This is a genomic window from Acinetobacter sp. AB03, from assembly GCF_058107045.1.
Genome location: NZ_JBUEBA010000011.1, coordinates 16,914 through 40,077 on the forward strand (window position 1 = coordinate 16,914; position 23,164 = coordinate 40,077).

Genomic DNA, 23,164 nt, shown 5'->3' on the forward strand with positions numbered 1-23,164 from the left:
TCCGTTATGTTAGACGATGCACATCAATGGTTTCACCATCTTTAAGCAATTTATACAGCACCTTGATCACATTCTGCATCGCTTGTGCATCGGTCTTGAGCAACAATGCTGATAAGTCTTGATGTGAGGTCAGTGCTTGAATAATTGCGCCTTTCGTTGCCGATGGCAAATTACCTTGCAAGGCTGTGGATTCAGGATTATTTTCAATCTGAGCCATAACTACATCGTTATTTCGTAGAATGGTTACTAAATGATTGATGTACACTACCTGTTCTTCACGGGTAGAAATATCCCCAAAGGTCTGTGCAATCAGCTCGATCACTTCTTTGAGATAAGTCATTTTGTTTGGCTGTAAGTCACCGTTCGCTGTGCCTTGGATGGGGGCTAATGATTGAGGTTCATCCGCTTCGGGATGATCGGTATCATCGGTTTTAAGTTTCTTTTTAAAGATGCCAAAGCCAGTCAGTACCAAGCCTGAAATATCAATTTCTTTAGCAGACATACCATTTAATCGTTTGGATAAGAGCTTGGTAAATGCCGAGAAGTTTTCAAGTTCAGGATCGCCAAAGTCAATAAGCTGTGCCACATAGGAATAAATACGGCCAAACTTATCCAAATTGCCCTTAAAGCGCATCAAGGTTTGTAATTCTACGTCTAACTGCTTGCGCTCAAATTCCGCTTTTTCTGCGCCTTCATCATTGCCGTCTGCTTTGGCTTGATCAAATACGGTTTCCTGTAGCTGAATCGCCTGTTTGAGCATTTTCAGTTTTTGGTTAAACAGGCGGGCGACACGATCGGTTGCTTTAAACAGGTCGGGATGTGTGGTTTCTTTGAAATCATGATTACTAATATCGCGGATAGTTTTAAAACGAGCTGCTTTAAACTCCTCCAAATCATCTTCGGTAATCAGATCAAGTTCTTCAATATTATCTTTGATGGTATAAACCACATTCGGGTCTTGTACATCCACCATTTTTGCCCCGTTGTCGTACTTCTTGAAGCACTTTAAAATCCATTCAGGGTCATTTACAAAGTCAATTACAAAAGTTTGATCTTTGCCTGTGGTGGTACGGTTTAAGCGTGACAAGGTTTGTACCACTTCAACTTCATTGGCAATGACTTTATCAAGATACATGGCGCAGAGTTTGGGTTGGTCAAAACCTGTTTGGAATTTATTCGCCACTACCATTAAACGATATTCAGGGCGGTCAAATGCGATGCGTAAATCAGAATTAGGTACATCGGCATTCATATTGGCTTCGGTAAATTCAGCATCTTCACCAACTTGAAATAGCGCCCCGTTTTCGTTATCACCATCTGCTTCATGGCTAATCTGTTTGCCAGTGAGCTTACCCGAAAATGCCACCAAGACACGGTAAGCACTGTATTCAGGGTTATCTTCAATATATTTTTCCAAGGCAATTTTATATCGTGCTGCCGCAGGGCGTGAACTGGTCACAATCATGGCTTTGGCTTGACCATTAAGCAAATTGGCAACATTGTGGTGAAAGTGTTGAATAATAAACTGCACCTTTTGCGTGACATTGGTCGCGTGTAAAGCCATCCAACGGGCTAAGGCTTTCTTGGCTGCTTTAGAATTGACCCGTTTATCATCATCAACAGCTTCACCGCCAAGTTTAAAAGCTGTTTTATAAGGCACGTAGCCTTGCAGTACATCTAAAATAAAGCCTTCTTCAATGGCTTGACGTTGCGGATATAGATGGAAGGATTCAGGCAAGTTATCATCACTGGCAGGCTCACCATTTTTAGTGCGCCCAAACAGCATTTTAGTCGAGTGTTTTGGTGTTGCAGTAAAGGCAAAGTGACTGATGTTTTTGGACTGTACACGCGCTTTTTGAATCTGCTCAAGCAATTCCTCAACAGTCAGGTTAGCCATTGCTTCACCCGACTGCAATGCCAATGTCGCTTGCAGTTTAGATGCTGTTGAGCCTGTTTGCGAGGTATGTGCTTCATCAATCACAATACCGTAGTTACGGTCGCTTAAACTGGTATTGGTCAGAATCGCTTCCATCACATGCGGGAAAGTCTGAATGGTCACAATAATGATCTGTTTATTGGACAATAGTGCATCTTCAAGCTGTTTACTTTTCGATTTGCCTGCATGTTCTTTGTCATCACGGTTAATTGCAGCAATTAAGCCTTTCTGATGATCTAATTGTTGAATCGCTTCCTGTAACTGGTCATCCAGTACCGTTCTGTCTGTCACCACAATGACGGAGTTATAAAACGGTGTACCGTCATTGTGACGCAAACGCACCAGTGAATGACACACCCAAGAGATTGTCGATGTTTTGCCTGAGCCTGCACTGTGTTCACACAGATAATTCAGTCCTACGCCTTTTTCTTGCACATCGGCAATGATTTTATTCACCGCATCAAACTGATGATAACGCGGGAAGATCAGACGTTCCTGTACCGTCCAATTACCATATAGATCGACTTTGTTTTTCTTTTCTACATAGACAAAATTATGGAAAATTTTCAGCCAATTATCACGTTGGCAGACATAATCCCAAAAATACGCCACTGGATAATCTTCACCTTTGGCTGAATCCGCAGGGGGGTTGCCTGCATGTCCCTGATTACCTTTATTAAACGGCAAGAAATAGGTGCTTTCACCATCTAAAGCCGTGGTCATGGCAATTTCAGATTCAGACAAAGCAAAATGCACAATTGCACCACGCTTAGGTGTCAGCAATGGCTCTTTACGTCTTGTTTTAGGGTCTATCGGCTTACGGTCATTTTTATACTGCTCAATGGCATCTTCTAAAGACTGGTTAAACTCGGTCTTAATTTCCACCGTTGCCATTGGCAAGCCATTAATAAAAAATACGAGGTCTAAAATGCCTGCATCTTTGGATGGATGATATTTGAGTTGTGGGACAACACGTAGAATATTGGCGTTATAGCGGTCAATGACGGCTTGATTGCGTCCATCTTCGGGTGCGCTTTCACTGAGGTCGATTGTGCCTGCGCCCGCCATGCTAAAGCCATTCCGAAAGATATGGATTGTGCCTTTCTTATTCAGTTCATCATCCAAGCGGTCGATGATGCGTTTTTCGGTATTACTACCATTCAGTGCTTGCAGTTTTTCCCACTTTTCAGGCTGTGTTGCTTGAATCCATGTAAGTAAATCTTCGGGATAGAGTGCATATTCGGTATGATAATTTTTACTTTGCCCAACTACCCAACCTTGCGCTTGCAGTTTTTGCACAATATAGGCTTCTAAGTGGCTCTCAAAATGGGCTTTGTCTGCCAATATATTCATGTGATTCCCCTTATTCTTCATTTTGTTGTAATGCGTGTTGCCAAAACGGGTCTTGATGCCATAACTCAGGCATTCCCATGTTGGCTTTGGATAGTGATGGATACTGCTCGATTAAGTCTTTGAGTCGTTTTGCCCATGTTGAATTTGGGCTGATCTTGTAAAGTAGGGTTTGCATTGCCACCAAAAGCATGTAGCTGCGCTTCTCATAGCGGATTGCACTATTACTCAAGGTGACAGGGTTGTGCAGCCATTGAATCGCATTTGACGTTGGAATCTTGATGCTGCGACCATGTTCTTTATTCCACAGTCGACTATGATGGGCACATAGATTACGCACATCATTGAGACTTTTCAGCCACGACTCTAAGACTTCGGCATGTAACCCTAAATTCTGGGCAATTTGTTTTTTTGCAGGATTGGATTTTAGCCCAACATAGAGATGGCTCAGTTCACCCCATGTCAGCATTTCGATCATCATCCATGATGGCGGTAATTTCGGGCTGTCATATTTAGATAAGTAGTGGCGTAAGAAGTTTTCTTTACGAACCCTGTCTTTCAAAGCATCTTTATCAGCTTGCGAAAGTGGACGTTTATCAATCGCTTTTTCATCACGCTCTAAACGGCTTTTTTCATCCAGTAATTGCCGTTCAATACTGGCAAGTAAACGCATGTGGGCATAGTTCGGACTAAAATGCTGTTCATCGGTGTACCAAAAGGCATCTCCCGATTGATCACACAGTACATTACAAATTTGTGCCCGTATAGCGACTTCGATACGTTCAATCGCATCCATGACCAAGAGCCTTAGCTCTCGATCAAAGATATATAGGTTGAGTACATCATCAAATGAGGTATTGGCTTTGAATTGATGCAATACGTTTGAATTGGCTGTGACTGCTTGCTGAAAAGGAATGGTATAAGCAGATAGGCGATAGTAGCCAATAAAGCTTAAATAGCGATCAGCCCGTGTCAGATCAGGAATGATTAAGCCACGGTCTTGCCATGTTTGTAGGTGTTGTTGGTTGCTTTTTGCCTGTTTAGTAAATTGAACCATGGCAATTTCTCAGGCAAAAAAAACCTGCCGATTTGTGCGTGAACAAGCGAACTTGAACCTAGGCATGGCAGGTATGTTGGAAAGAATAATGACAAATGTCGCTATTGAAGTAAAGCGAAATTTACATTTTGCTAAAGAAATCATGCGCCGAACTCCCTTACGTCAATTTTGCCTGTGACAGCATGGGAGATAATCGAAGCACGATATTCTTTCAGTTTTTCGATTAAAGATTTTTGTTTTAAAACTGATATATCAATTCTTGCGGTTTCTTTATCAAGAAACTCTGCAATTTTCTGTTGCTCAACTAAAGATATATCAGGGATATAGATTTTTTTTAAATCATCTAAATTAAATCTAAAAACTTTAAGACCTGTGGCATATCTCTGCAAATATGAAGAAAATGCTTTCGTTGCATAATAAATATATTTACCAAAATTTTGGTTCTTAGGTTTTAATAAGAATTGCTCTCCACCAATTAACCCAACATCATGTCGAGCATAAAAACACGAGTGCCCTAAATCTTCTAATGTTTCTGATGTGGAAATAAGAATAATATCTCCAAATTCTGTAATTTGAGATTTTTTAAAAAACTCTTGATTCACATAAGAGCCGAAGCTCTCATTTATCTCATTAACTTTGTAAGTTTTTCCATATTGTAGTGCTACATATTTACCACTTTCCAATAAATCCATTTTAGAAAATGCGGAATTACCTCTAACGATTTTTGATACAGCATCTAATCTACTAAAATTCCAATCATTAGGCACTTCCCCCAACCATTCCACACCACTGTCTTTCATCGGTGCATTAGGGTTTAAACCTTTAGTAACAGCATGAGAAATAATCGACTTACGCTGTTCTTCCAAAAGCTCAATTAACTTTTCTTGCTTGGCAACAAGGTTGTCAATTCGTGCAGTTTCAGTGTCGAGGAATGCAACAATTTGGTTTTGTTCACTTATACTTGGACAAGGGAGAACTACTTGGTTTAGTTTCTCCATTGGGATTTTTAAGCGAATAGTATTGAGCTTGCCATCCTCTGATTCTTTATACATGATGCCATTTCCCAAGCCAAACAGACCTTTTTGGAAAAATGGATTATGGAAAATGTAGCTAAAGAATTTAATATTATTATTTTTATTCCTGTTATATAGAGCGTAATAAGCAGGACTAATAAGCCCCGTATACTTATTAAGACCAACAGAACCAACAATGACATTCATACTATTAAGAACAATGTCATTAGGATAAGAGATTTTATAATTTTCTAAATTCTCTTTAGGTTTATTACCGCCATTACCTTGCTTTTCTGATACAGGAATAACACCTTGATACATCGTGACTGATAATAAATTATCAGTTTTTATTGGCGAGTTTTTTTCATTTCTTTCAATCAAATATTTTTTTAAACGATTAGATTCCCAATGCTCAGGTACATCACCTAACCATTCCACACCACTTTTTTTATAACTTGGGTATTGTTTAAATTCCATTTTTAAACCTCCCCAAGCAACTGTGCAACTTCGGCAGAAAGCTCTTTAATTTCAGCCATAATCTCATTCGGATGGCGTGGATGCTCAAATACATAGAAATAGCGGTTAAAGTTAATTTCATAACCCACTACACCAACTTGATTATCTTTGGCATCGGTATAACTTGTATCAATTACTGCATCAGGCGCATGAGGAAGTACCTCTTTTGCCATATATGCAGCAATATCTTGATTTAGCGGGATGTTCTCGTAATCGGTAAGTTCACTGTCCATTTGCACTTCACCATTAATTTCAACGGCTTCGGCATCAGGATTTTGCACCCCAAACGCAGCGATCAAGGCATTCTTTAAACCCTTACTGACTTTGCTGAGTGGTAGTTTTTTCAGGAATGTATTCTCAAACCAAGCATAGTCTTTGCTGTCACCAAAATGCTGCTCAATATAAGCTGATACCGTGTTTTGGTCGCTGTCTGATAACTTGCCAAACTCTTTCGATGCTTTAAACGATTCCAGTTTTTCCGCATCAAATTGAAGATCAATGCGTAGAGGGCGCAAGACTTTTACTCTGCGATAGCCAAAATCGGTATAGTCAAAAATCTTACTCACCGAACTTTCTTCAAAATCGGCATAAATACGGCTAATTTCATCAATTGAATTTTGGTCAATAAACTTGCGTTTGTTGCCCTCATTCTTGCGCATAGATGAACCCATGCCTGTAGCATCAATGAGCTGTACTTTGCCTTTGCGCTGTTCAGGTTTACGGTTTGAAATCAGCCAAATATATGTACCAATACCTGTACGGAAGAAAATATCAGTCGGTAATGCAACAATTGCTTCGAGATAATCATTTTCTAAAATGAAGCGTCTAATTTCTGACTCGCCTGAGCCTGCACCACCGTTAAACAATGGTGAACCTGATAGCACAATCGCACCACGACCACCACCATTTTCAGGCAGTTCTAGTTTGGAAATTAGATTTTGTAAAAACAGCATTGAGCCGTCACTGGCTTTAGGCAAACCCGCACCAAAACGACCATTTAAGCCTTTTTCTTTATGCTCTAATTGAACCGCACTGGCATCCTTCGCCCATGACATACCGAAAGGCGGGTTAGAACATTGATAGTGGAAACGCTGCCCTACAAATAAGTCATTACTGAGGGTACTGCCCAATTTAATATTTTGCGATAAATCACGGCTTGGGTCAGATTCCAGTTTTTTGAGCAACATTGAACCCAATGCGACCGCATGAGTTTCAGGCTGCAATTCCTGTCCGTGGGGTACAAGTACAGGGGCAATTTTATAGCGGTCTTTGAAACCGTCTACATAGTTCATCATGTCGGTTAGGAAGCCCGATGTACCGCACGTTTGATCATAGATAGTTCTGATTAAACCATTCTTTTGTTCAAACAGCTCATTATCAGGCTCAAGCAATAAAGTCGCTGCCAAATGTACAATATCACGCGGGGTCATAAAGTCCTCTGACCCCGTACCGACTTCTGCACCAAATCTAGCGATTAAATGTTCATAGACATTACTCATGGTGCGGTCAGGAACAACATTCGGATGTAAGTCGATGGCAGCGAAATTATTGCAAATGCGTAGCAGTAAATTCGCTTTAGAAAGCTTGTTAATCGTTGTATTGAAATCAAACTGTTCAAAGATGACACGCACGTTTTCAGAAAAATTAGAAATGTAATCTTCAAGGTTGGCTTTAGTTTTTGTACCGCCTAAATTGGAAAGGTTATAAGTCGATTTGTTATAGAACGGATTGCCGCTTACGTTAGTAAGAATATCGTCAAGCGCCATCCCTTGATCTTTAAATTGCTCATAAGTATTGAGAACAGCATCTTTAGTTGGTTCAAGTACACATTCCAAACGTCTTAATACCGTAAAGGGCAAAATGATTTTACCGAACTCTGTATGCGGAAAGTCACCCCAAAGATCATTCGCATTGTTCCAAATAAAACTTGCCAGTGTAGATTCAGTATTGTTTGGTGCAGAAGCCATTTTGTTTTTCAACCTTATTTTGCAATAGTTAAATATTATGCAATTAATGCAGATTTTTCAACCTTGAAATGCAATATTTAAAAATTTCAAATCTGAGTAATTTTTTATTTCATAATAAAGACTTAATGTTAAAATTTATCATAGGATAATCATTAGGCTTGGTGTGAGATGTCAAATAAGCAAGAAAAAATGACAGCATTTGGACAGTTTCGTATCTTAAAAATTGGAACAAAGTATATTCAAGCTGAACTGATCGGTAGTGTAAAAAATTATCAAGCCCAACTTGTCAAAAATGCCGTGCTATCAGATATAGAAATAGGTGCAACCATTTTTCTGCGAGTAAATGATCAATCTACCCAAAACAGATACGGCACTAAAGTTCAGTTTGAACCAATTGAGCTTTTAACCGACCAAGCTGAAATTGAGAAATACATTTTGGCTGACAGGAAGCGAGTAGCAGAAATTTACATTCAAGCAGCACAAGAAAATTTGGATAAAGGTTGGTATAGCGGTGATGCCATAGATAAGGCACTATTTTTTAGCGCAAGCCATCCAACTTATAAACCAATCAATATTGAGCTACGCCACAGACGACTCCGTGGTGAAACTGATTTTGCACTGGATTTTAGGGCAACATTGCCACACTAATCTTGAAAACATTGACTCAAAAAGAAGCCCCGATATTCGGGGCTTTTTCATATCTGCTTTTACATATCGAACGACTGTCCACGTTCGTTAGTTTTGTTTAAATTCTGCGGTTCTATACCATACAGCTTTAGACCATCACCTAGAACGAGATCATCTACACGCTTTTCAAAACGAGTAAAGAAATCGTTCAGTCTTTGGAAGACTGGTGGTTCATCTAACAGTTTGGCCATGTTGTTTAATGTTTTACTTAGACTGTTCACAAGATTGAACTTTTGTTGACGGTCCAAAGACAAGCTGTTCGATGTATCTAAAAGGGTGGTGAGGCTTTCTTGAACCTTTAGATAGTTTTGATCATTGGTCACATTACTGACAATCAAATGCACTACTTTGTTTTTGATCTTCAATGTATCCAGATTCAATTGATCAAATGCAATGGTCCTATCAGTAAGATTTTCTCTAAATGTTTTGAGATTCTGCCACTCTGGATGTGCAGCCTCTAAATCAGATAAAACTTTCATGATTGACGCACGGTATTCGCTATCAGACGCACTAATCACAAAAAGTTCAGGATACGACCGCTTCTTAGAAACTTCTTCCTGAGCTTTATTGAGCTTATCTTCAGCGACAGCAATTGAACCCTCAACATCGGCATTACTAATACCAGCTTCATGAATTAACTTTCTAGCTTTATACATTTCTGCTGAATGAAGCCAAAAAGCGGTAAAGATAGCTGACTTAGCGTAGCTTTGATGATCGATACCTTGCTGAAGATTTTGTTCGGGAATGGTCGAACGATCCACACTCTGCAATTTAACTGTATCTTTGTTGATGTCCTTGGATACATCAATATGTACTTTGGTATTTTGCATGCTATCCATACTTGGGTTTGTGCTACTGGTTGGTTCTTTGGCACCCATTTTCTCGAATTCAATATCACCGGCTTTAATCTTTTGATGGCCATCTGCAGTAGCGACAACTTTCAAAACATCATTTTGAACTTTGGTGACATCAATTTCAGAAAGGATCTCCATATAAGACTTAATGCCCTCAAGAGTCATGACGGGCGTAGATACGGGTGCCGTAGCGGTTGGAGTTGGTTTATCATCAAATGCTTTATCAAATGACGGCGGTTGGTACTTTGGTTTTGCATAGGATTTCGTGCTACCTGTACCAGCTGGTCCATCATAGTTAGCTTTTGATAGATCTTGTTTACGCTTTTCAATATTTGCGTTGTAATTTTCAATATTTGCTTGGTTTTTAGCACGTATGTTCTGCAATTCCAGATATTTTTCATCTGATTGTGCAATCACAATGCCGTAATTCGGTTGGTATTCTTTATTAGGGAACTTGGTTGCATAAGCTTCGCGTTGACGGTTGTAGCGGTTAATTGCATACGCAACTTCAGGGATCTTGTTGTCTATACGTTTGACGGCGTTATTCAGTTCTTTTGCCAACTCTGCAGCTAAACGTTCAACACCTAAATATTGACGAGCATCATCCCAATCAGAAACAGATAATTTATTTTGGAAAACCGGGGGTAGGGTGATACGTGTATTTTCATGTTTGCTCACATCACCTAACACACCACTTAATGAAAAGTTGTGACAAGCTTCTTGTAAGCCAGGATTCAAACCAGACTCAAGCGTTTGGCCAGCATCGTTATCATAACCAACAAATATATTGGCTTCAGGATTGATACTGCGGATAAGCTCAGCAACACTTGAGATATTGGATTTACTGTATGACGCTAAAACTTGTGTGTTTTCTGCAGTAAAACCCTCACCCAATAAACCAAGCTCTAAACCAGCATCCAACGCCTTACGTGCGCTGATCGCTGTTGCCCAACCCTCCTTGATCAAATAGTTCTTTGCATTCGGGTTAAAGACTTCATAGCCAACATCAGGATTTTTGCTAACAGGCAAGAATGCATCTTTCGTTTTGGCTTTATCAAAAAAGTACTTACCCTTATGCAGTACTTCTTCAAGCTTGTTGGTTTCTTTGTTGCGCTTTTTTTGGCGATGGTGGGTGATACGCTGTAAATTGACGACTTTGTTATTGGTGTCAATTAACGGTGCAAGAATGACAGCTCTGCTTTTACGTAAATCAAAGCCTTTTTTCTTTTCGCCCTCAAGCTCAGGTTCAAAGTTGATGAAATGCTTTTGATACGCTAATACATTCTCTACTGTTTCAACGAGAAGCTGTTGATTGGTAGCTGATTCAGGAAGTTCACGCTTTACTGCTTCAATGGCTTCATCACGGGTAAAGTTATCTTTACGCATGATTTTAGCGCCGTATGGCTCTAGGTTCTTTTCAACCATATACGGCATTTGTCGAATGTCGCGTTTAAAGGTCTGAAGGCTTCCAGTTTTATTATTAAAAAATGAATCGTCAATAATTTTACCAGCACGTTGCCACTCAATACGGATAGCGATTTGTGCAGCTAAGAGCTCTTTTTCTTGTTGAAGTAGATGCTTCTTTTGAGCTTCTTCAAACTCACGTACACGGCGATCAACATCTTCTTTGCTTGGTGGTTTGTAGTTAGGGTTTGAATCTCGTTGAGGCTTGATTACGTTCTTATAGTGGTCAGCAAAAGCAATTGAGATTTCAATGTCAGTTACACCAAAGCGGTGTCCTTTGAGTACTGGCCAGTATTCACCAGTATCACGGTTCATGTTTGGATAGATCCAATACATCCCTCGTGGTTTGACATTGTTGCTACTTGATTTACTAGGGTTATCTGATTCGGTGAGGCAAGGCACTTTCTCATCAAATACGGTCACGAATTGATATTTACCAGATGACTTGAATACGAATCCGTAGTTTCGCTCCAGTTCTTCTTGGAAAAACTGAAACATCGTATTTAAATCACAATTATGTCGGGCGCTCGGTACTTTCTCAGCCATAACAATTCCAATTTCTAATATATATTTAGGTGCAATGTGCTACCCAGGTTGCATAGGACTATTAATCATATGCTTAAGAAAATTTATACTTTTAGTATATACCGATTCTAAAAACATTTCTGTTTAATCTTTAATATAAGCTATGTCTAATAAAGGTTTAAAGAAAAATTAAAAGCTTTAATTTATTATTTTAATAAAAAATGTTTAAGCCCTCAATGTTATAATTTACAGATATTAAATAGGTTATGAATGACCACTTATTTAGGGTTAAATTACTTTTAATAATTTGAGGCTTTATATGTCAAAACATATTTTTTCGGGTTCTGTTGTAATCTATGGCAACGGCAATGTATACAGTTCAGGTTCCAACTATCAAATCGTTGGAAGTGGCAAACCAGTGACTAAGCAAGTACCTGTAAACCCATTTAACGAAATCTGTATGAAAGGTCCAATGAGTCTGAAGTTTTTTGCTTCAAGTGTTTCTAAAATGGAAATTACTGCAGACGACAATATTGTAGATCTTATTAGTGCGACTTTTCAGGGTGGTGTATTGGTTTTAGCTATTCAGGACAATGTAAGTTTTAGTACTTGTTCACCGTTAGAAGTATCGATCAGTCACCCAAATTTAAAAGCTATTGATTTAAAAGGTTCAGGCAATATTCAGGTCTTAAATCTTAATGAAGATAAATTCACAGCAAGTATTAGTGGATCTGGAAATATGGATTTAGACGGTACCGTTGAACACTGTGTCTTATCTTTGAGAGGTTCAGGCAATTTTGATGCATTACCATTGAAAAGCAACAATTTAGAAGTGGCACTATCTGGTTCAGGCAATATCTTTTGTACAGCTATCAATTCTGCTCAAGTACAGCTTTCAGGCTCAGGCAACGTTAAAGTTTATGGCAAACCAATCCATAAGTCACAAAACCGAACTGGTTCAGGAAACATTAGTTTTAAATAGGTCGATAAACCTAGTTATAAGTCACAAAACCGAACTAGATCAGGAAACATTTGTCTTAAGTAGGTCGATAAACCTAGTGCAATGAAAGTTTAGAGAAAAACAAACCCCAAAAGTTTGCTACCTTTGGGGGTTTATGTTTGACATTCAAATTATCGAAATAAAAATATTATTAATGAAGTTTTCGGACCATTCAGGATCGTTCGATTTACTCACAATATCTTTGAGCCAAACCTTTAATGATTCAATTGGATAATCTGCATTTTTGTATAAATTAATCACGGCGATAATCTGTTGATTCAGTGCTGTTGTTGAATCATTACGTGCGATCATTTCTACAAGTTTTGTGTAGGCCTGAAGGAGTTCTGGTTCTTCAGCTCCAGTGACTTTACGGGGTTGTTTGCTGATCTGTCCAAGAATTTCAATAAATTGTTCTTTGACCAGCTCAATCGGGTGAATCTGACTAAATCCCTGTTGAGTCAGCAAAGCATATGCACGTAAAACCAAGCTAAACCAATTCTTTTTGGTCATGCTATCAGGATAGAGGCCTATATCATCCAACTGTTGTTTGATGCCAAAGAATAGGGCGCTGATAGAATAGTTCGGGTTAACCGTGCTTTGAACTGCAGTCGTCCACACGGCATTTTGCATTTTATGACGTATTACATCACGCGTGTATTCAACGCCGTACAAACACTTAAAATCGTTCCAGTCACTTAGATCTAACTGTTCATCAGTAAATTCAGGTCCAATCATGGCTGCGTTTACAGCTCGGCATGCTTCTGTTGCGTAATAGATACCGGGATTGCGCTTTATTTTGCTTTCTAATGCTGTTTTATGGTCATTATCATTGAAGATATAGAAGCGTGAAAACGGGAATTCGGCACGGAAATCACGTACTACATTCATGATGTTGCCAGCCACGTACACGACAATGACTGGAATAGAGTATTGAATTGATTCTGCAATTGCTTCACCAGTGGCGTAGCCCTCACAAAAGATTATCCGATCTTGGTTCCATGCATCCAATGGATCTTTAAATAAGATTTTGAAAGCGCCGTTTGCAAGTACACCACGTAATGTAAACTTATCTTCACCACGCTTGTTTTTATGTTCAGCGATGGTCTGAAGGAAAATGATTTGATTTTTGAGGTTTTGCCCCTCAACTAAAAGCTTGTTCTGACGTAGCGACTGTTGATCTAGATCTGGTTGCAGATCAATAATACGGTTCAGAATAATGGTGCTGTTCTTGTGTTGAGGGTAGTACTGGCTGACATAATCAATCAGCTCATTTTTAGTGAAGTTGCTTGGATTGTACAATCTAGCATGACTGAAGCTAATCTGCTTTTTCACATTGTAGTTGTGTGGACGGTTTGGCAAGGGTAGGCTTCTGGCCCATTCAAAACCCATATAGATTTGAGCCAATATCTCTTGGTCTTTTTTGTTCTTCTCAGCACTTTTGCATGAGCTTAAGAAGCGTTTAAGATCTTCTTCTTGCTGTTCCTTGGTATATACGGTATCACCAGGTTGCAGATCCATTTCTTGAATGTATTCATACAAGCTGTAAGTGAAGTTTGCACCGCCAGCATGAAACCAACCATAAGACATACGTGCGTTATCTAGATCTACAAGATACCAGGCCGTTTTTTTCTTATTTTTTGTGGCGTCATTGTGGTGATTGGTTCTGAGGTAAATACGTTTAGAGCTTCGTTCAAGCTGAAAGTCACTCTCACGATCAAATACAATGCCCTCATTTTCAAGATGCGATCTAAATATTTTAGATAGCGTACCAATATCGATACCATACTTGATCATGAGGGGGTTCATAAATAAAGAAACTCACTTATAAATATTTTATAACCAGAGGTTGAGCGACTACATATTTTGATGGGTTGTTGGTTTGCAACGTGATTTCATGAGCGTAATGCCATGCCTTAGTGATACGGTTTAGGATGACACTTTCAAGGTCGTCTTCTAAGAATTCGTAAAGATTAAATCGCACGTTGTTTAAGATCAGTTTTTTATAACCTTTCACAAGGGTATTTAAAAAATTCTGAGATTGGTCCATAAAGGCGTTAACGTCAGCATCATAACTTATTGTGTTATTCACGACTGCATTATAAAAGTACTGCTCAGAATCAATTTTAATAATATGCATCTGCTCTAAGAATGACTCTAAATAAGCTGGATGCATATTTTTACTTAAAAACTTACAGATCCGCTTATTCTTGTTGTCGTTAAAATAGATGTATTTAGAGGTTAGCTCAGTATTAATCACTGTGACATATTCGCCGTCCACACGAAACTTCACGGTATTATTGTTGGTGAACTGCAGCATTAATTCTGTGAAGATATAGCTATCTAACGTTTTTTCATGCTTAAACGTCTGCTTGTCCAAGAAATTACTGTTGTACTGAAGATCTGCAACATTGGCATAGCTTTGAACGAATTGAGCGATGTCATTGTGCATGTTTTGGGTGTCGAGATCCGATACTTCAGTTGAAACCGATTGAAAGGCACTATTTTTATAAAGATGCCCTAATAATTCTGTTTGATTGTGGTTTTTAGGTTTAACTTTCAATCCAACTGTAAAATCGTCTTGCTCATAATTCCCTTTAATTAGATTGCTTAAATAACTTTCAGCTTCTTGAAAAGATACGTTTCCAAGGTTGTCTAAAAATGATTTTAAGGAAGTGCCATCTAATCGTACTGCAACATGAGATATAAATGATGGATCGAACTCGAAACGCATAATACTTCATTGATTGAAATGGGTATTAAAAGTATATAACAGGTTTAAGGAAAAAAGAATGAAAACCTTTAAGTATTATTACCATAAAAGTAATTTTGAATTGATTTAATAAGTTTAGTTTCGGTTTCTTGAGTATATAAACTACCTGAAATTAGTTTTAAGCCAGTATCAGTTTTAAGCCAATGTAGTGTATTAAAATGGTCATTAGCGATATGGCTACTCTTGTGCATGCGCGACACAAAACCAGTGTTCAGACCAGTATCAAACAGGCGTGGACAGCTTGGTGCGTGGACATGATAGAGGACTTCACGGCGTTGATTGCTAGAGGGTGATTTACCTACGCCACGGCGTACTGGCATACCTTTGTGCTTTCTATAACTACTGAGAAATGAATCAATCGTATCGTTATACGTGGGTTGCATCAGGTAGCCACGGTGATTGTAGATGTCAGTTTTAGGATGAATAGAGAAATTAAATAAGCTAAGCATTTTACCAAGTAAGATTAATAGCTCAGGACTACCTTTAAGGTTGGTACCAATCAAACTATCTTTAATAGTTTTAATAGTATCCGTGCGATACTCTAAAACCACATAGTCACCCCAATTAGAGGTTAAGCTTAAAGCATCTTCATCAGATATGTTGGCTTCAGTATCTTCATAGCAAAACACAATGATCAATACTTTAACGTTGTTGCCGTTAAACAAAACTTCGTTTTGATGCGCGAAAAAACCATATAAAGGTTTGTCGTTGTGTCCTAGACCTGGTGTATGAATAAAGTTGGTCCACTGAAAGTAGTAATTCAGCAAATGACCATCGACATAGCGACCGTTTTCATCATTCAATAGGGTGCGATATACATCATTTTCAAGCTTTAGCACGGGTTGGCTGTACCGCCAAGCGCTCAACGCTGCAGTCGTAAATGCAAAGTCATAAAAGTTAAACTCAGGGTTCATATTTTTATAGAACAATGCATAAGGCTGTAACACACTTTCCCATACCTGTAATGGGATAAAGATGTTGGAACCCCACTTAGGAATCTCCGCAAAATAACCAGTGCCATAGGTATGATTTACGTTATCCCAAAACAGGCGTTCTAGCTGTTTATAGTCTGGAATGTCTTCGCTTTTAACCAATGATGCTGTACATAATGCTAACTTTTTCTCCAGTGCCAATAATTGACTGACAGGAGGGTATAAGCGACCAGCTTTTTGCGTAAAAACTTCCGCATTCAACTTTGATATAACATCAGCAAAGATTGAATCTTTCACTATACTGGTCTTCCATAAAAGGTGTGTGAGGGTGGCTAATTAGTATAAGGCATTCTAACAAGTTGTATGTATTCTATAAGGCGTAAAACTCTAAAAAGTTGATAATATATATCAGTTTTTAAAGCATTCACATTTCATACATAATTCTAACCTTGCTCAAATATAACATCATATTGTTTGCGATTTCTAAACAACAGTTTAACTAATCTGCAATATATCAGGGTAGAGCTGAGTATAGGGCTTAATCATTACTTTTGTTCAGCATGAGATAATAGTTTGTGGAATTTCCGTGAATATGATTAAAAAAGCTTTAAAACTTATTAGAGATCGGTTATATTACGAATCAAGGGATATTACCCTATTTAATAAACTATTAGACTGAGATTGTTCTAATAGTTTTTTTTTGCCCTTTTTTTGACATTTCCTGTTTTTTCTTCTATAGCTTCTGCTATATTTCTCCATATTTTACTCTATTTTTCGTTATTTTGATTAATTTTTAATCAATGTTAAAAGCTTAAATAATCAGCAACTTAGCCATTTATACCCACTACTATCCACAAAAACCTGTGCATAAAAAAACCAAATATTAAATCCCAAAATGGAATTTCTTCAATTTTAAGCTATAATTATGCTCATAGTTTTAATCATTGTAGTGGACTTAGTTATGAGCCATGTAGACCAAATAGAAACGATTAAAATTACTAACCGCGAAATCGGAATATTGCCTAACAATGTGCCAGTAGTAGATCAGTTTTTGAATAACTACCGCACACATAAAGCATCAATGACTCATTCAGTGGCTAGTAATTCACCTTTAATGAACATTACCAATTCAATGCATGTGCATCGAGTAGAAGATTCCCCCTATACTCAACCTATTCGTAAACTTCATTAGAAATAAAAAAAGCAGCGATTTCGCTGCTTTTTTATTGCCTATTGCATTTCTTTAGTGCTGATCCATATAGCTTTGAGTGAGCTTCTTACGCTCGTAATTCTCTTTGAGCTGTATGCCAATACCAATAATTATTATAGGTAAAATGGCTAGGGCAAAAAGAATGCAGATCGAATCAAAAATTGGCCTGGGCATATGAGCGCATTATTGCGGATTCGCATTGGTTAATTCCTCCAGTGTTGGTGGTTTTGTGGCGACTGGTTCATTTGCTGGTGCTTCAGGTGACACTTCTGGTACTTCAGGTGATACTTCTGGTGTTGAATTTGGTTCTTGTTGTGGATCTAACTTGTCTTCATAAGACTCTTGTGGAAGGCTATTGCTTGCAACAAAGTTATCTAGAATATCCTGAGCCTTATATGCCTTATTGCATTCGTCATTTGAGGCGTACATTTCTTTTTGTACGCTATCGTCTAAATACTTTTCTCGGCCATCACTAACATCATCGCTGTAATAACCAGCTTTCTTAGCAGAATCTATATAAATGGAATAACAAATATTTAAAACATTACTACGCTCGTAATCATGTTTGTAATACCAGTCAATACTACGTTCCTTTGCATCAGTTTTCGTATCTTCAAGGTATTGATCTAAGCGTTTCTCTTGTGGCGTAGACGAACACCCGATGATTAACAATGAGGTGCTTAAAACTATAAGTTTTTTAATCATGGTTTTAGCTTAAAACAAACGATACCTTTATAGTACAACATTAATTCGTTAAATAATATTTTTGGAATTTTAATTTGTGACGGTTAAACAGTGCATTTTCAAACAATTAAGCCATTTTTTCCCATAATTTTAGATAAATATTGTTGTCTTTTTTCGCGTAGATTATTGAAAACAGGAAGTAATTTAACCACTTGAAATGTTCATCCAACTAAAGATTAAGAAATAAGCCCTTAAAAGTGTTTGTTTATCAACCCTTAAACCTATTTAAACATTTTAAAATTGTATATACTTAAACCATTACTAGATTAACTTCAGTAATTATTACTAAAGAAAGTTAAAAATTGGATGAATTTTAATGAGTAGTTTGTTCATAGTAGAGTCACCCGGAAAGGTCGAAAAAATTCAACATATCTTGGATGACCTGTATCCGCACGAATTCGTTGTACGCGCTTCAGTTGGCCATGTATGTGATTTACCTAATCATGAGATCGGTTTCTCATATCCAGCCTTTGTTCCTAAATACGAAATATCTCAAAATAAAACACGCGTTGTTCAAGAATTAAGACAGGCTGCTAAAAATGCAGATACGGTTTTCCTCGCAACTGACTTGGACCGTGAAGGTGAAGCCATTGCATATCACTTAAAACGTATCCTGAACTTATCTGACGATCAGTATATTCGCGTCAAATATAACGCTATTGATAAAACTACGATCGCTAATGCACTTCAAAATGGTGAAGAGCTGGATCAAGGTATGGTGGCATCTCAAGAAACACGCCGTTTCCTTGACCGTATGATCGGTTTTTACTTGTATGAGCCAATTTCAAATATTTTAAAAGGCAAATTTCCTGTTGGCCGTGTTCAATCTGCCGTACTCGTTGTGCTTGGTGATTTAGAAGATCTACTGAAAAACTTCAAATCACATGAACATTACAACCTTGAAGTAACTCTAAAACAAGGTTGGGCTGCGAAATGGGATTTTTCTAAGTGGCTTAATCCTGAAATGAAGGATGTGCACAATAACCAGTGGTTAGATAAAGCTTCAATTACCCGTCTACAAAGCGAAATTGATAAAAAAGACTTAACCATTACCAGTGTTGAAACTAAGCCATCTTTCCGTAGTGCTCCAGCGCCGTTTATTACTGTTGATCTGCAAGCTGCAGCTGCAGCGCGTCTTGGTTTGGATCTAAAACAAACTATGGAAGCAGCGCAAAAGTTATATGAAGGTGGTTATATCACTTACCATCGTACTGATGCTGCTGTAATTTCGCCTGAGGGGATGCAAGCTCTAGAAGCTTTTGGTGAGAGAGAGGGCATTGCGATTATCGGCAATAAAACCAAATCTCGCGATGGTGCTCAAGAAGCACATGAATGTATTCGTCCTAGTGACTTCTTTACCTTTGAAGCTGGTAAGGACCAAGTTCAAAAGGATCTATACCGTCTAATCTGGTTGCGTACTGTTGCATCGCAAATGGCTCCAGCTGAATACGAAGTTAAATCCGTTATAGGTGTCTATAAAGATGTCACTCTCAATGTAGATGGTGAAAGCATTACTAAAGATGCTGAATTCAAAGCTTCTAGCCGTATCTTAAAAGAAGATGGCTGGTTGGGCTTATTAAAGACCTACAGTATTGATGAAAATGCACTTGAATACGTGGACGGTGAAGAAGATTCAGAAAAAGAACCTGAACATACGCTACCTATAGATATTGAAGTCGGTCAAAACCACAATGTTATTGCTGGTAAAGTTATCGCGACCAAAACCAAACCACGTTCACGCTACACCGTACCATCATTGGTCAAATTACTTGAGAAAAAAGGAATTGGTCGTCCTAGTACTTACCAATCAATCTTTGAACGGTTAATCAAGCACGGCTATATCAAGCTTGTTAAAAAGAAAATTGAAGTTACACCGCATGGATTGAAGTTGATTCAAAACATTAGAGGTAAGTTTAGTTTTGCAGATCCGCTTTACACCAAAGAAATTGAAGAAACACTGGATCTAATCGCTACTGGTGATGCCGATTACAAACAAGAACTCCAAAAGTTCCATTTAGGGATTGAAAGTGAATTAGGACAGTTCTCAAAACATTGGCTTGATTCATTCCCTGTCTACAAATGTAAAAACTGTGATGACGGACGCATGTTGCCGAAAATCGGTACCAATCGCGACAAAACAACATCGGTCTACTGGTCATGTAATTCATGCAAAAGTTCAGCGCCAAACAGAAATGTTGATGGTAAAGATGAACCGGGTAAGCCAACTGTACGTGAGCCAACTGCTCATTTATGTTTATGTGGCAAATCACTGACTCAGGTTACAACTGATAAATCTGTATTTTTTGAGTGCTCTCAACGTGCGTTCGTAGATGGCACCTGTAAAGAAACATACCGTTCTACAAATGACGAAAGCGGTAACTTGGTTCCTGATTTTGACGAATATCGCCGTAACCATACATACAAATGTCAGCTTGAAGGGTGTGGCGGTTGGTTGCGTGAGTTAAAAGGTATTTCAACTTCTTCAGGTAAGCCGTATCACTTCTTTTCTTGTGAAAAATCCAATCCAAACCTGAAAGGCAAAAAATGTAAGTCGGGTCCATTAGAGGTGTTCCCTGATGGTAGTCCTAACTACGAGCCAAGATTCCAAGTGACCAAAACAGAGTATCCATGTATCTGTAAAAAGCCTCTTGTACATACCAAGTACCGCAAAGAACCTGGTGTTTACGAAGAGCGATACAGTTGTGAAGCTGCATCATGTAAACGTTATTTCGACATATTGCCAGATGGATCACCAGATACCCAACTTACAAAATCTCGCACTGGCAACGAAGCCAAGTGTTTTGAGTGTGGCCAGACCATGATTCAGTCTGCATTTAATTTACGTGGTGAACGTAAGTATAAATGGGATTGCTTTAGCTGTGGTGCAAGTGGATACGACAACAACGGTGAGCCAGTTCAACGTGGCAAAAAGAAAGCCAAGTCTAAATCGACCTCTACAAAAGCTAAATCAAGTAAATAATTGAATAGGTGAATAAATGAGTAATCACGAACCAGATGATATGGACAACATCGGGAAGGAAGCTGAAGAAGCGATCAAAATCCAACCCGATGATGAACATGTAAGTGAGCCTGAACAGCCAGCCAAGACAGCAAAGAAGGGCAAAAAAGTAAACATTGATGAAAACTTTGTTGCTAATCATAAAAAGCTAATCTTGATTGGCGGTGGTGTTCTTTTCTTTTTGTTATTTGCTGTGGTTATTTTTGGCAATCAAAACATCGAAGTTGAACGTCCACAACAAAGCGATGTTGAACTTGAAGCTCGACTGCAGAGTGAAGTTGCAAGACGAGTAAAAGAAGAAAGTATGAAATTGGCTGCTCAGCGCAATGAAATTATCGACCGTATTAGTCGTAACTTTGACTGTAACGCACCACAAGTATTCTGTCATGCACAAGATACGTCAGAACCGTATTCAACTGTCGTTGCTAGTTTGCAGAACTTCCAATTTCAGCCAGATACGCCGTATGAAGTTTACATTGAAGTCTACCCCTTGAAAGTGGATGCCCAAAACCCACAATCAAGTCAGCGTAAAGGAAGTGTTTGTAGCCCGAACAACGTGCACCTTTTCTTATGCCAAAAAATCGTAATGAAAAATCCTGCGCTTATGGCCAATCAGATCCGCGAACTATATGCGCTACTAACGCCGTCTATGACTTATCGCTTGCAGATCAGCAGTCGTCCAATTACGCCAAGTGACATCGATCTGACATTGATTACTACCGAACTGGACAAAATGAATGCCGATTCTGCAACTGCTAGTGAACCTGAATTGGAGTGTGTACCGCCAGATCCTAAAAAAGATCCTGTTGCGTACAACTTATACGAAACAGGGGGCATGTCTTGTCAAGACATCATGAAGGACTTAGCTGCACGTAAGACAACTGCTCCAGCTGGTCAACCTGGTCAACCTGGTCAAGCTCAACAAAGTGGTGGTGAACAACCACAACATCCTGATGCATTTGGTACGCCAGTAGCAACACATTAAACATACTAATAAGAAACGGATTGATTTTGGTTAATCCGCTATTAATTGGCTTTTGGTTGAGAATACTAATTTAAGCATCTGTTTATCAAATAGATCTTAAAAAAATGAAACAATAAAATGCAGATTTATTCTGCATTTTTTAATTTTCACATTACAATAGTTTAATTTCGCAACTTTTAAGCAACCGGGTACGCTATGAACAACCCAACCAAAATTCAAGATCTGCAAGTGGCAGATTTGCCGTCCACGTTTAAGCTGAAGAAAAAACATAAAGAAGAAGTTTTTCTGAAGTACAAAGAGTTGAATGAGGCACTATTCAAAGTAGGGTACATTCCAGTGACGTTCTCAGACTTTGTGCATGCACTTATAGAAACTGGCGTAAAGGGATTTTCTGTCGAAGAATATGTCAACGCTCAATTAAACTCTTAATTTTAGAGCTCTAATTATTTTTTTGATGTCAAAAAAAAATGGACCACATTCGTAATCCATTCCTTTATTTTCTTTAACGATTAACTTTCTATTTTGGTACCACACTGAGGGCAAAACAGCATATTGTCCTGAAGTGGTTCACCACATTTCACACAAAACATATTCTTTTTCGGTTTGATGATCACGGGTACTTGATCTGATAGATCCTGACTGTGTGTTTCAGGGTTATTCATCAATCCAAGATGTGTACCATGTGTTCTTGGTGAGCTTTTATTGATTGCGCTATTCATCTGGTTCATAGATGACATGCGGTTAATATCTACTTCAGACGTTGGGGCAACCACAATGCTTTGGCTTTTGGCAAAGTCGGCTAAATGCTCTTTCAGTACAACAGCATCATCAGTACAAGCAGTCATGCTCAAGATCGCACGGTTTTGATATTTACCGAAGGTCGTTGTGCTAATTTCAGCGTACCAGACACGTAACGTCATGGTTTCAACATTGAACCGTACCGGGTTTATCGGAGACTTTTTTATTTAAGTTAGGCCACCTGACCTAACGGGTTAATCTTATCATAGTACATTGCTTCAAACTCAAAAGGTGATACATAACCCAGTGCACTGTGTACACGCTCTTTATTGAACCAATCTACCCAGTTTAGTGTCGCAAGTTGTACATCCGCTAAACCTTGCCAATCCGCTTTTAA

General features: G+C 38.6%; 16 protein-coding genes. 5 read left to right on the forward strand and 11 right to left on the reverse strand.

The genetic code is table 11. The features are described 5' to 3' along the window. Window positions 1–4 precede the first annotated feature (4 nt). The 4 genes from ACY3FQ_RS16665 to ACY3FQ_RS16680 form a co-directional block, all read right to left on the reverse strand. The gene (locus ACY3FQ_RS16665) at window positions 5–3,289 is read right to left on the reverse strand and encodes a type I restriction endonuclease subunit R (protein WP_047471635.1); all 3,285 of its coding nucleotides are present in this window, start codon (window positions 3,287–3,289) and stop codon (window positions 5–7) included. Window positions 3,290–3,299: 10 nt separating this feature from the next. Beyond that, window positions 3,300–4,343, reverse strand: coding sequence for an Abi family protein (locus ACY3FQ_RS16670; protein ID WP_047471632.1), 1,044 nt, complete (start codon window positions 4,341–4,343; stop codon window positions 3,300–3,302). Window positions 4,344–4,483: 140 nt separating this feature from the next. Continuing rightward, window positions 4,484–5,833: a restriction endonuclease subunit S gene (locus ACY3FQ_RS16675; RefSeq protein WP_047471629.1), complete on the reverse strand. Its 1,350-nt coding sequence runs from the start codon at window positions 5,831–5,833 to the stop codon at window positions 4,484–4,486. Window positions 5,834–5,835: 2 nt separating this feature from the next. Beyond that, window positions 5,836–7,839 (reverse strand): type I restriction-modification system subunit M, encoded by a 2,004-nt coding sequence (locus ACY3FQ_RS16680; protein WP_047471625.1) that lies wholly within the window; start codon window positions 7,837–7,839, stop codon window positions 5,836–5,838. Window positions 7,840–8,007: 168 nt separating this feature from the next. Here ACY3FQ_RS16680 and ACY3FQ_RS16685 point away from each other — a divergent pair, with 168 nt between their 5' ends. After that, the gene (locus ACY3FQ_RS16685; RefSeq protein ID WP_228269669.1) at window positions 8,008–8,487 is read left to right on the forward strand and encodes a hypothetical protein; all 480 of its coding nucleotides are present in this window, start codon (window positions 8,008–8,010) and stop codon (window positions 8,485–8,487) included. A 59-nt stretch (window positions 8,488–8,546) separates the two neighbouring features. Here ACY3FQ_RS16685 and ACY3FQ_RS16690 read toward each other — a convergent pair whose 3' ends face one another. After that, entirely contained in the window at window positions 8,547–11,390 is a 2,844-nt protein-coding gene (locus ACY3FQ_RS16690; protein WP_044431822.1) for a primase/helicase family protein, read from the reverse strand. Window positions 11,391–11,688: 298 nt separating this feature from the next. On the opposite strand from ACY3FQ_RS16690, the gene ACY3FQ_RS16695 reads away from it, so the two are divergent. Further along, window positions 11,689–12,351, forward strand: a complete 663-nt coding sequence (locus ACY3FQ_RS16695; protein WP_005006161.1) for a GIN domain-containing protein — start codon at window positions 11,689–11,691, stop codon at window positions 12,349–12,351. Between the two features lie 144 nt (window positions 12,352–12,495). Here the strand turns inward: ACY3FQ_RS16695 and ACY3FQ_RS16700 are convergent, their stop codons facing one another. The 4 genes from ACY3FQ_RS16700 to ACY3FQ_RS16715 all read right to left on the reverse strand — a co-directional run bounded on the left by ACY3FQ_RS16700 (window position 12,496) and on the right by ACY3FQ_RS16715 (window position 17,986). Next, window positions 12,496–14,163 (reverse strand): primase/helicase family protein, encoded by a 1,668-nt coding sequence (locus ACY3FQ_RS16700; protein WP_134253128.1) that lies wholly within the window; start codon window positions 14,161–14,163, stop codon window positions 12,496–12,498. Window positions 14,164–14,191: 28 nt separating this feature from the next. Further along, window positions 14,192–15,100 (reverse strand): hypothetical protein, encoded by a 909-nt coding sequence (locus ACY3FQ_RS16705; protein ID WP_005006163.1) that lies wholly within the window; start codon window positions 15,098–15,100, stop codon window positions 14,192–14,194. A 68-nt stretch (window positions 15,101–15,168) separates the two neighbouring features. Next, complete coding sequence (locus tag ACY3FQ_RS16710; RefSeq protein ID WP_151834999.1) at window positions 15,169–16,368, reverse strand: AcrVA2 family anti-CRISPR protein; 1,200 nt, start codon at window positions 16,366–16,368, stop codon at window positions 15,169–15,171. A 1,096-nt stretch (window positions 16,369–17,464) separates the two neighbouring features. Beyond that, complete coding sequence (locus ACY3FQ_RS16715) at window positions 17,465–17,986, reverse strand: hypothetical protein (RefSeq protein WP_005028478.1); 522 nt, start codon at window positions 17,984–17,986, stop codon at window positions 17,465–17,467. A gap of 355 nt (window positions 17,987–18,341) precedes the next feature. Between ACY3FQ_RS16715 and ACY3FQ_RS16720 the strand changes: the two genes are divergently transcribed. The 3 genes from ACY3FQ_RS16720 (at window position 18,342) to ACY3FQ_RS16730 (ending at window position 22,458) form a co-directional block, all read left to right on the forward strand. Next, window positions 18,342–21,005, forward strand: a complete 2,664-nt coding sequence (locus ACY3FQ_RS16720) for a type IA DNA topoisomerase (RefSeq protein WP_171553510.1) — start codon at window positions 18,342–18,344, stop codon at window positions 21,003–21,005. Between the two features lie 16 nt (window positions 21,006–21,021). Then, window positions 21,022–22,029: a hypothetical protein gene (locus ACY3FQ_RS16725; RefSeq protein ID WP_047471615.1), complete on the forward strand. Its 1,008-nt coding sequence runs from the start codon at window positions 21,022–21,024 to the stop codon at window positions 22,027–22,029. A gap of 195 nt (window positions 22,030–22,224) precedes the next feature. Beyond that, window positions 22,225–22,458, forward strand: coding sequence for a hypothetical protein (locus ACY3FQ_RS16730; RefSeq protein ID WP_005028471.1), 234 nt, complete (start codon window positions 22,225–22,227; stop codon window positions 22,456–22,458). An 80-nt stretch (window positions 22,459–22,538) separates the two neighbouring features. Here the strand turns inward: ACY3FQ_RS16730 and ACY3FQ_RS16735 are convergent, their stop codons facing one another. Together ACY3FQ_RS16735 and ACY3FQ_RS16740 are read right to left on the reverse strand one after the other, a co-directional pair. Then, window positions 22,539–22,949, reverse strand: a complete 411-nt coding sequence (locus ACY3FQ_RS16735; protein WP_489774466.1) for a zinc ribbon domain-containing protein — start codon at window positions 22,947–22,949, stop codon at window positions 22,539–22,541. Between the two features lie 50 nt (window positions 22,950–22,999). After that, on the reverse strand, window positions 23,000–23,164 hold a 165-nt coding region (locus ACY3FQ_RS16740), incomplete at its 5' end, for an integrase core domain-containing protein (protein ID WP_489774468.1).

Bases quoted from the DNA above. Each gene is read 5' to 3' on its own strand.
- ACY3FQ_RS16720 (WP_171553510.1), top strand. From the start codon at position 18,342: ATGAGTAGTTTGTTCATAGTAGAGTCACCCGGAAAGGTCGAAAAAATT.
- ACY3FQ_RS16695 (WP_005006161.1), top strand. From the start codon at position 11,689: ATGTCAAAACATATTTTTTCGGGTTCTGTTGTAATCTATGGCAACGGC.
- ACY3FQ_RS16715 (WP_005028478.1), bottom strand. From the start codon at position 17,986: ATGATTAAAAAACTTATAGTTTTAAGCACCTCATTGTTAATCATCGGG.
- ACY3FQ_RS16665 (WP_047471635.1), bottom strand. From the start codon at position 3,289: ATGAATATATTGGCAGACAAAGCCCATTTTGAGAGCCACTTAGAAGCC.
- ACY3FQ_RS16670 (WP_047471632.1), bottom strand. From the start codon at position 4,343: ATGGTTCAATTTACTAAACAGGCAAAAAGCAACCAACAACACCTACAA.
- ACY3FQ_RS16685 (WP_228269669.1), top strand. From the start codon at position 8,008: ATGTCAAATAAGCAAGAAAAAATGACAGCATTTGGACAGTTTCGTATC.
- ACY3FQ_RS16690 (WP_044431822.1), bottom strand. From the start codon at position 11,390: ATGGCTGAGAAAGTACCGAGCGCCCGACATAATTGTGATTTAAATACG.
- ACY3FQ_RS16725 (WP_047471615.1), top strand. From the start codon at position 21,022: ATGAGTAATCACGAACCAGATGATATGGACAACATCGGGAAGGAAGCT.
- ACY3FQ_RS16700 (WP_134253128.1), bottom strand. From the start codon at position 14,163: ATGATCAAGTATGGTATCGATATTGGTACGCTATCTAAAATATTTAGA.
- ACY3FQ_RS16705 (WP_005006163.1), bottom strand. From the start codon at position 15,100: ATGCGTTTCGAGTTCGATCCATCATTTATATCTCATGTTGCAGTACGA.
- ACY3FQ_RS16675 (WP_047471629.1), bottom strand. From the start codon at position 5,833: ATGGAATTTAAACAATACCCAAGTTATAAAAAAAGTGGTGTGGAATGG.
- ACY3FQ_RS16735 (WP_489774466.1), bottom strand. From the start codon at position 22,949: ATGACGTTACGTGTCTGGTACGCTGAAATTAGCACAACGACCTTCGGT.
- ACY3FQ_RS16730 (WP_005028471.1), top strand. From the start codon at position 22,225: ATGAACAACCCAACCAAAATTCAAGATCTGCAAGTGGCAGATTTGCCG.
- ACY3FQ_RS16680 (WP_047471625.1), bottom strand. From the start codon at position 7,839: ATGGCTTCTGCACCAAACAATACTGAATCTACACTGGCAAGTTTTATT.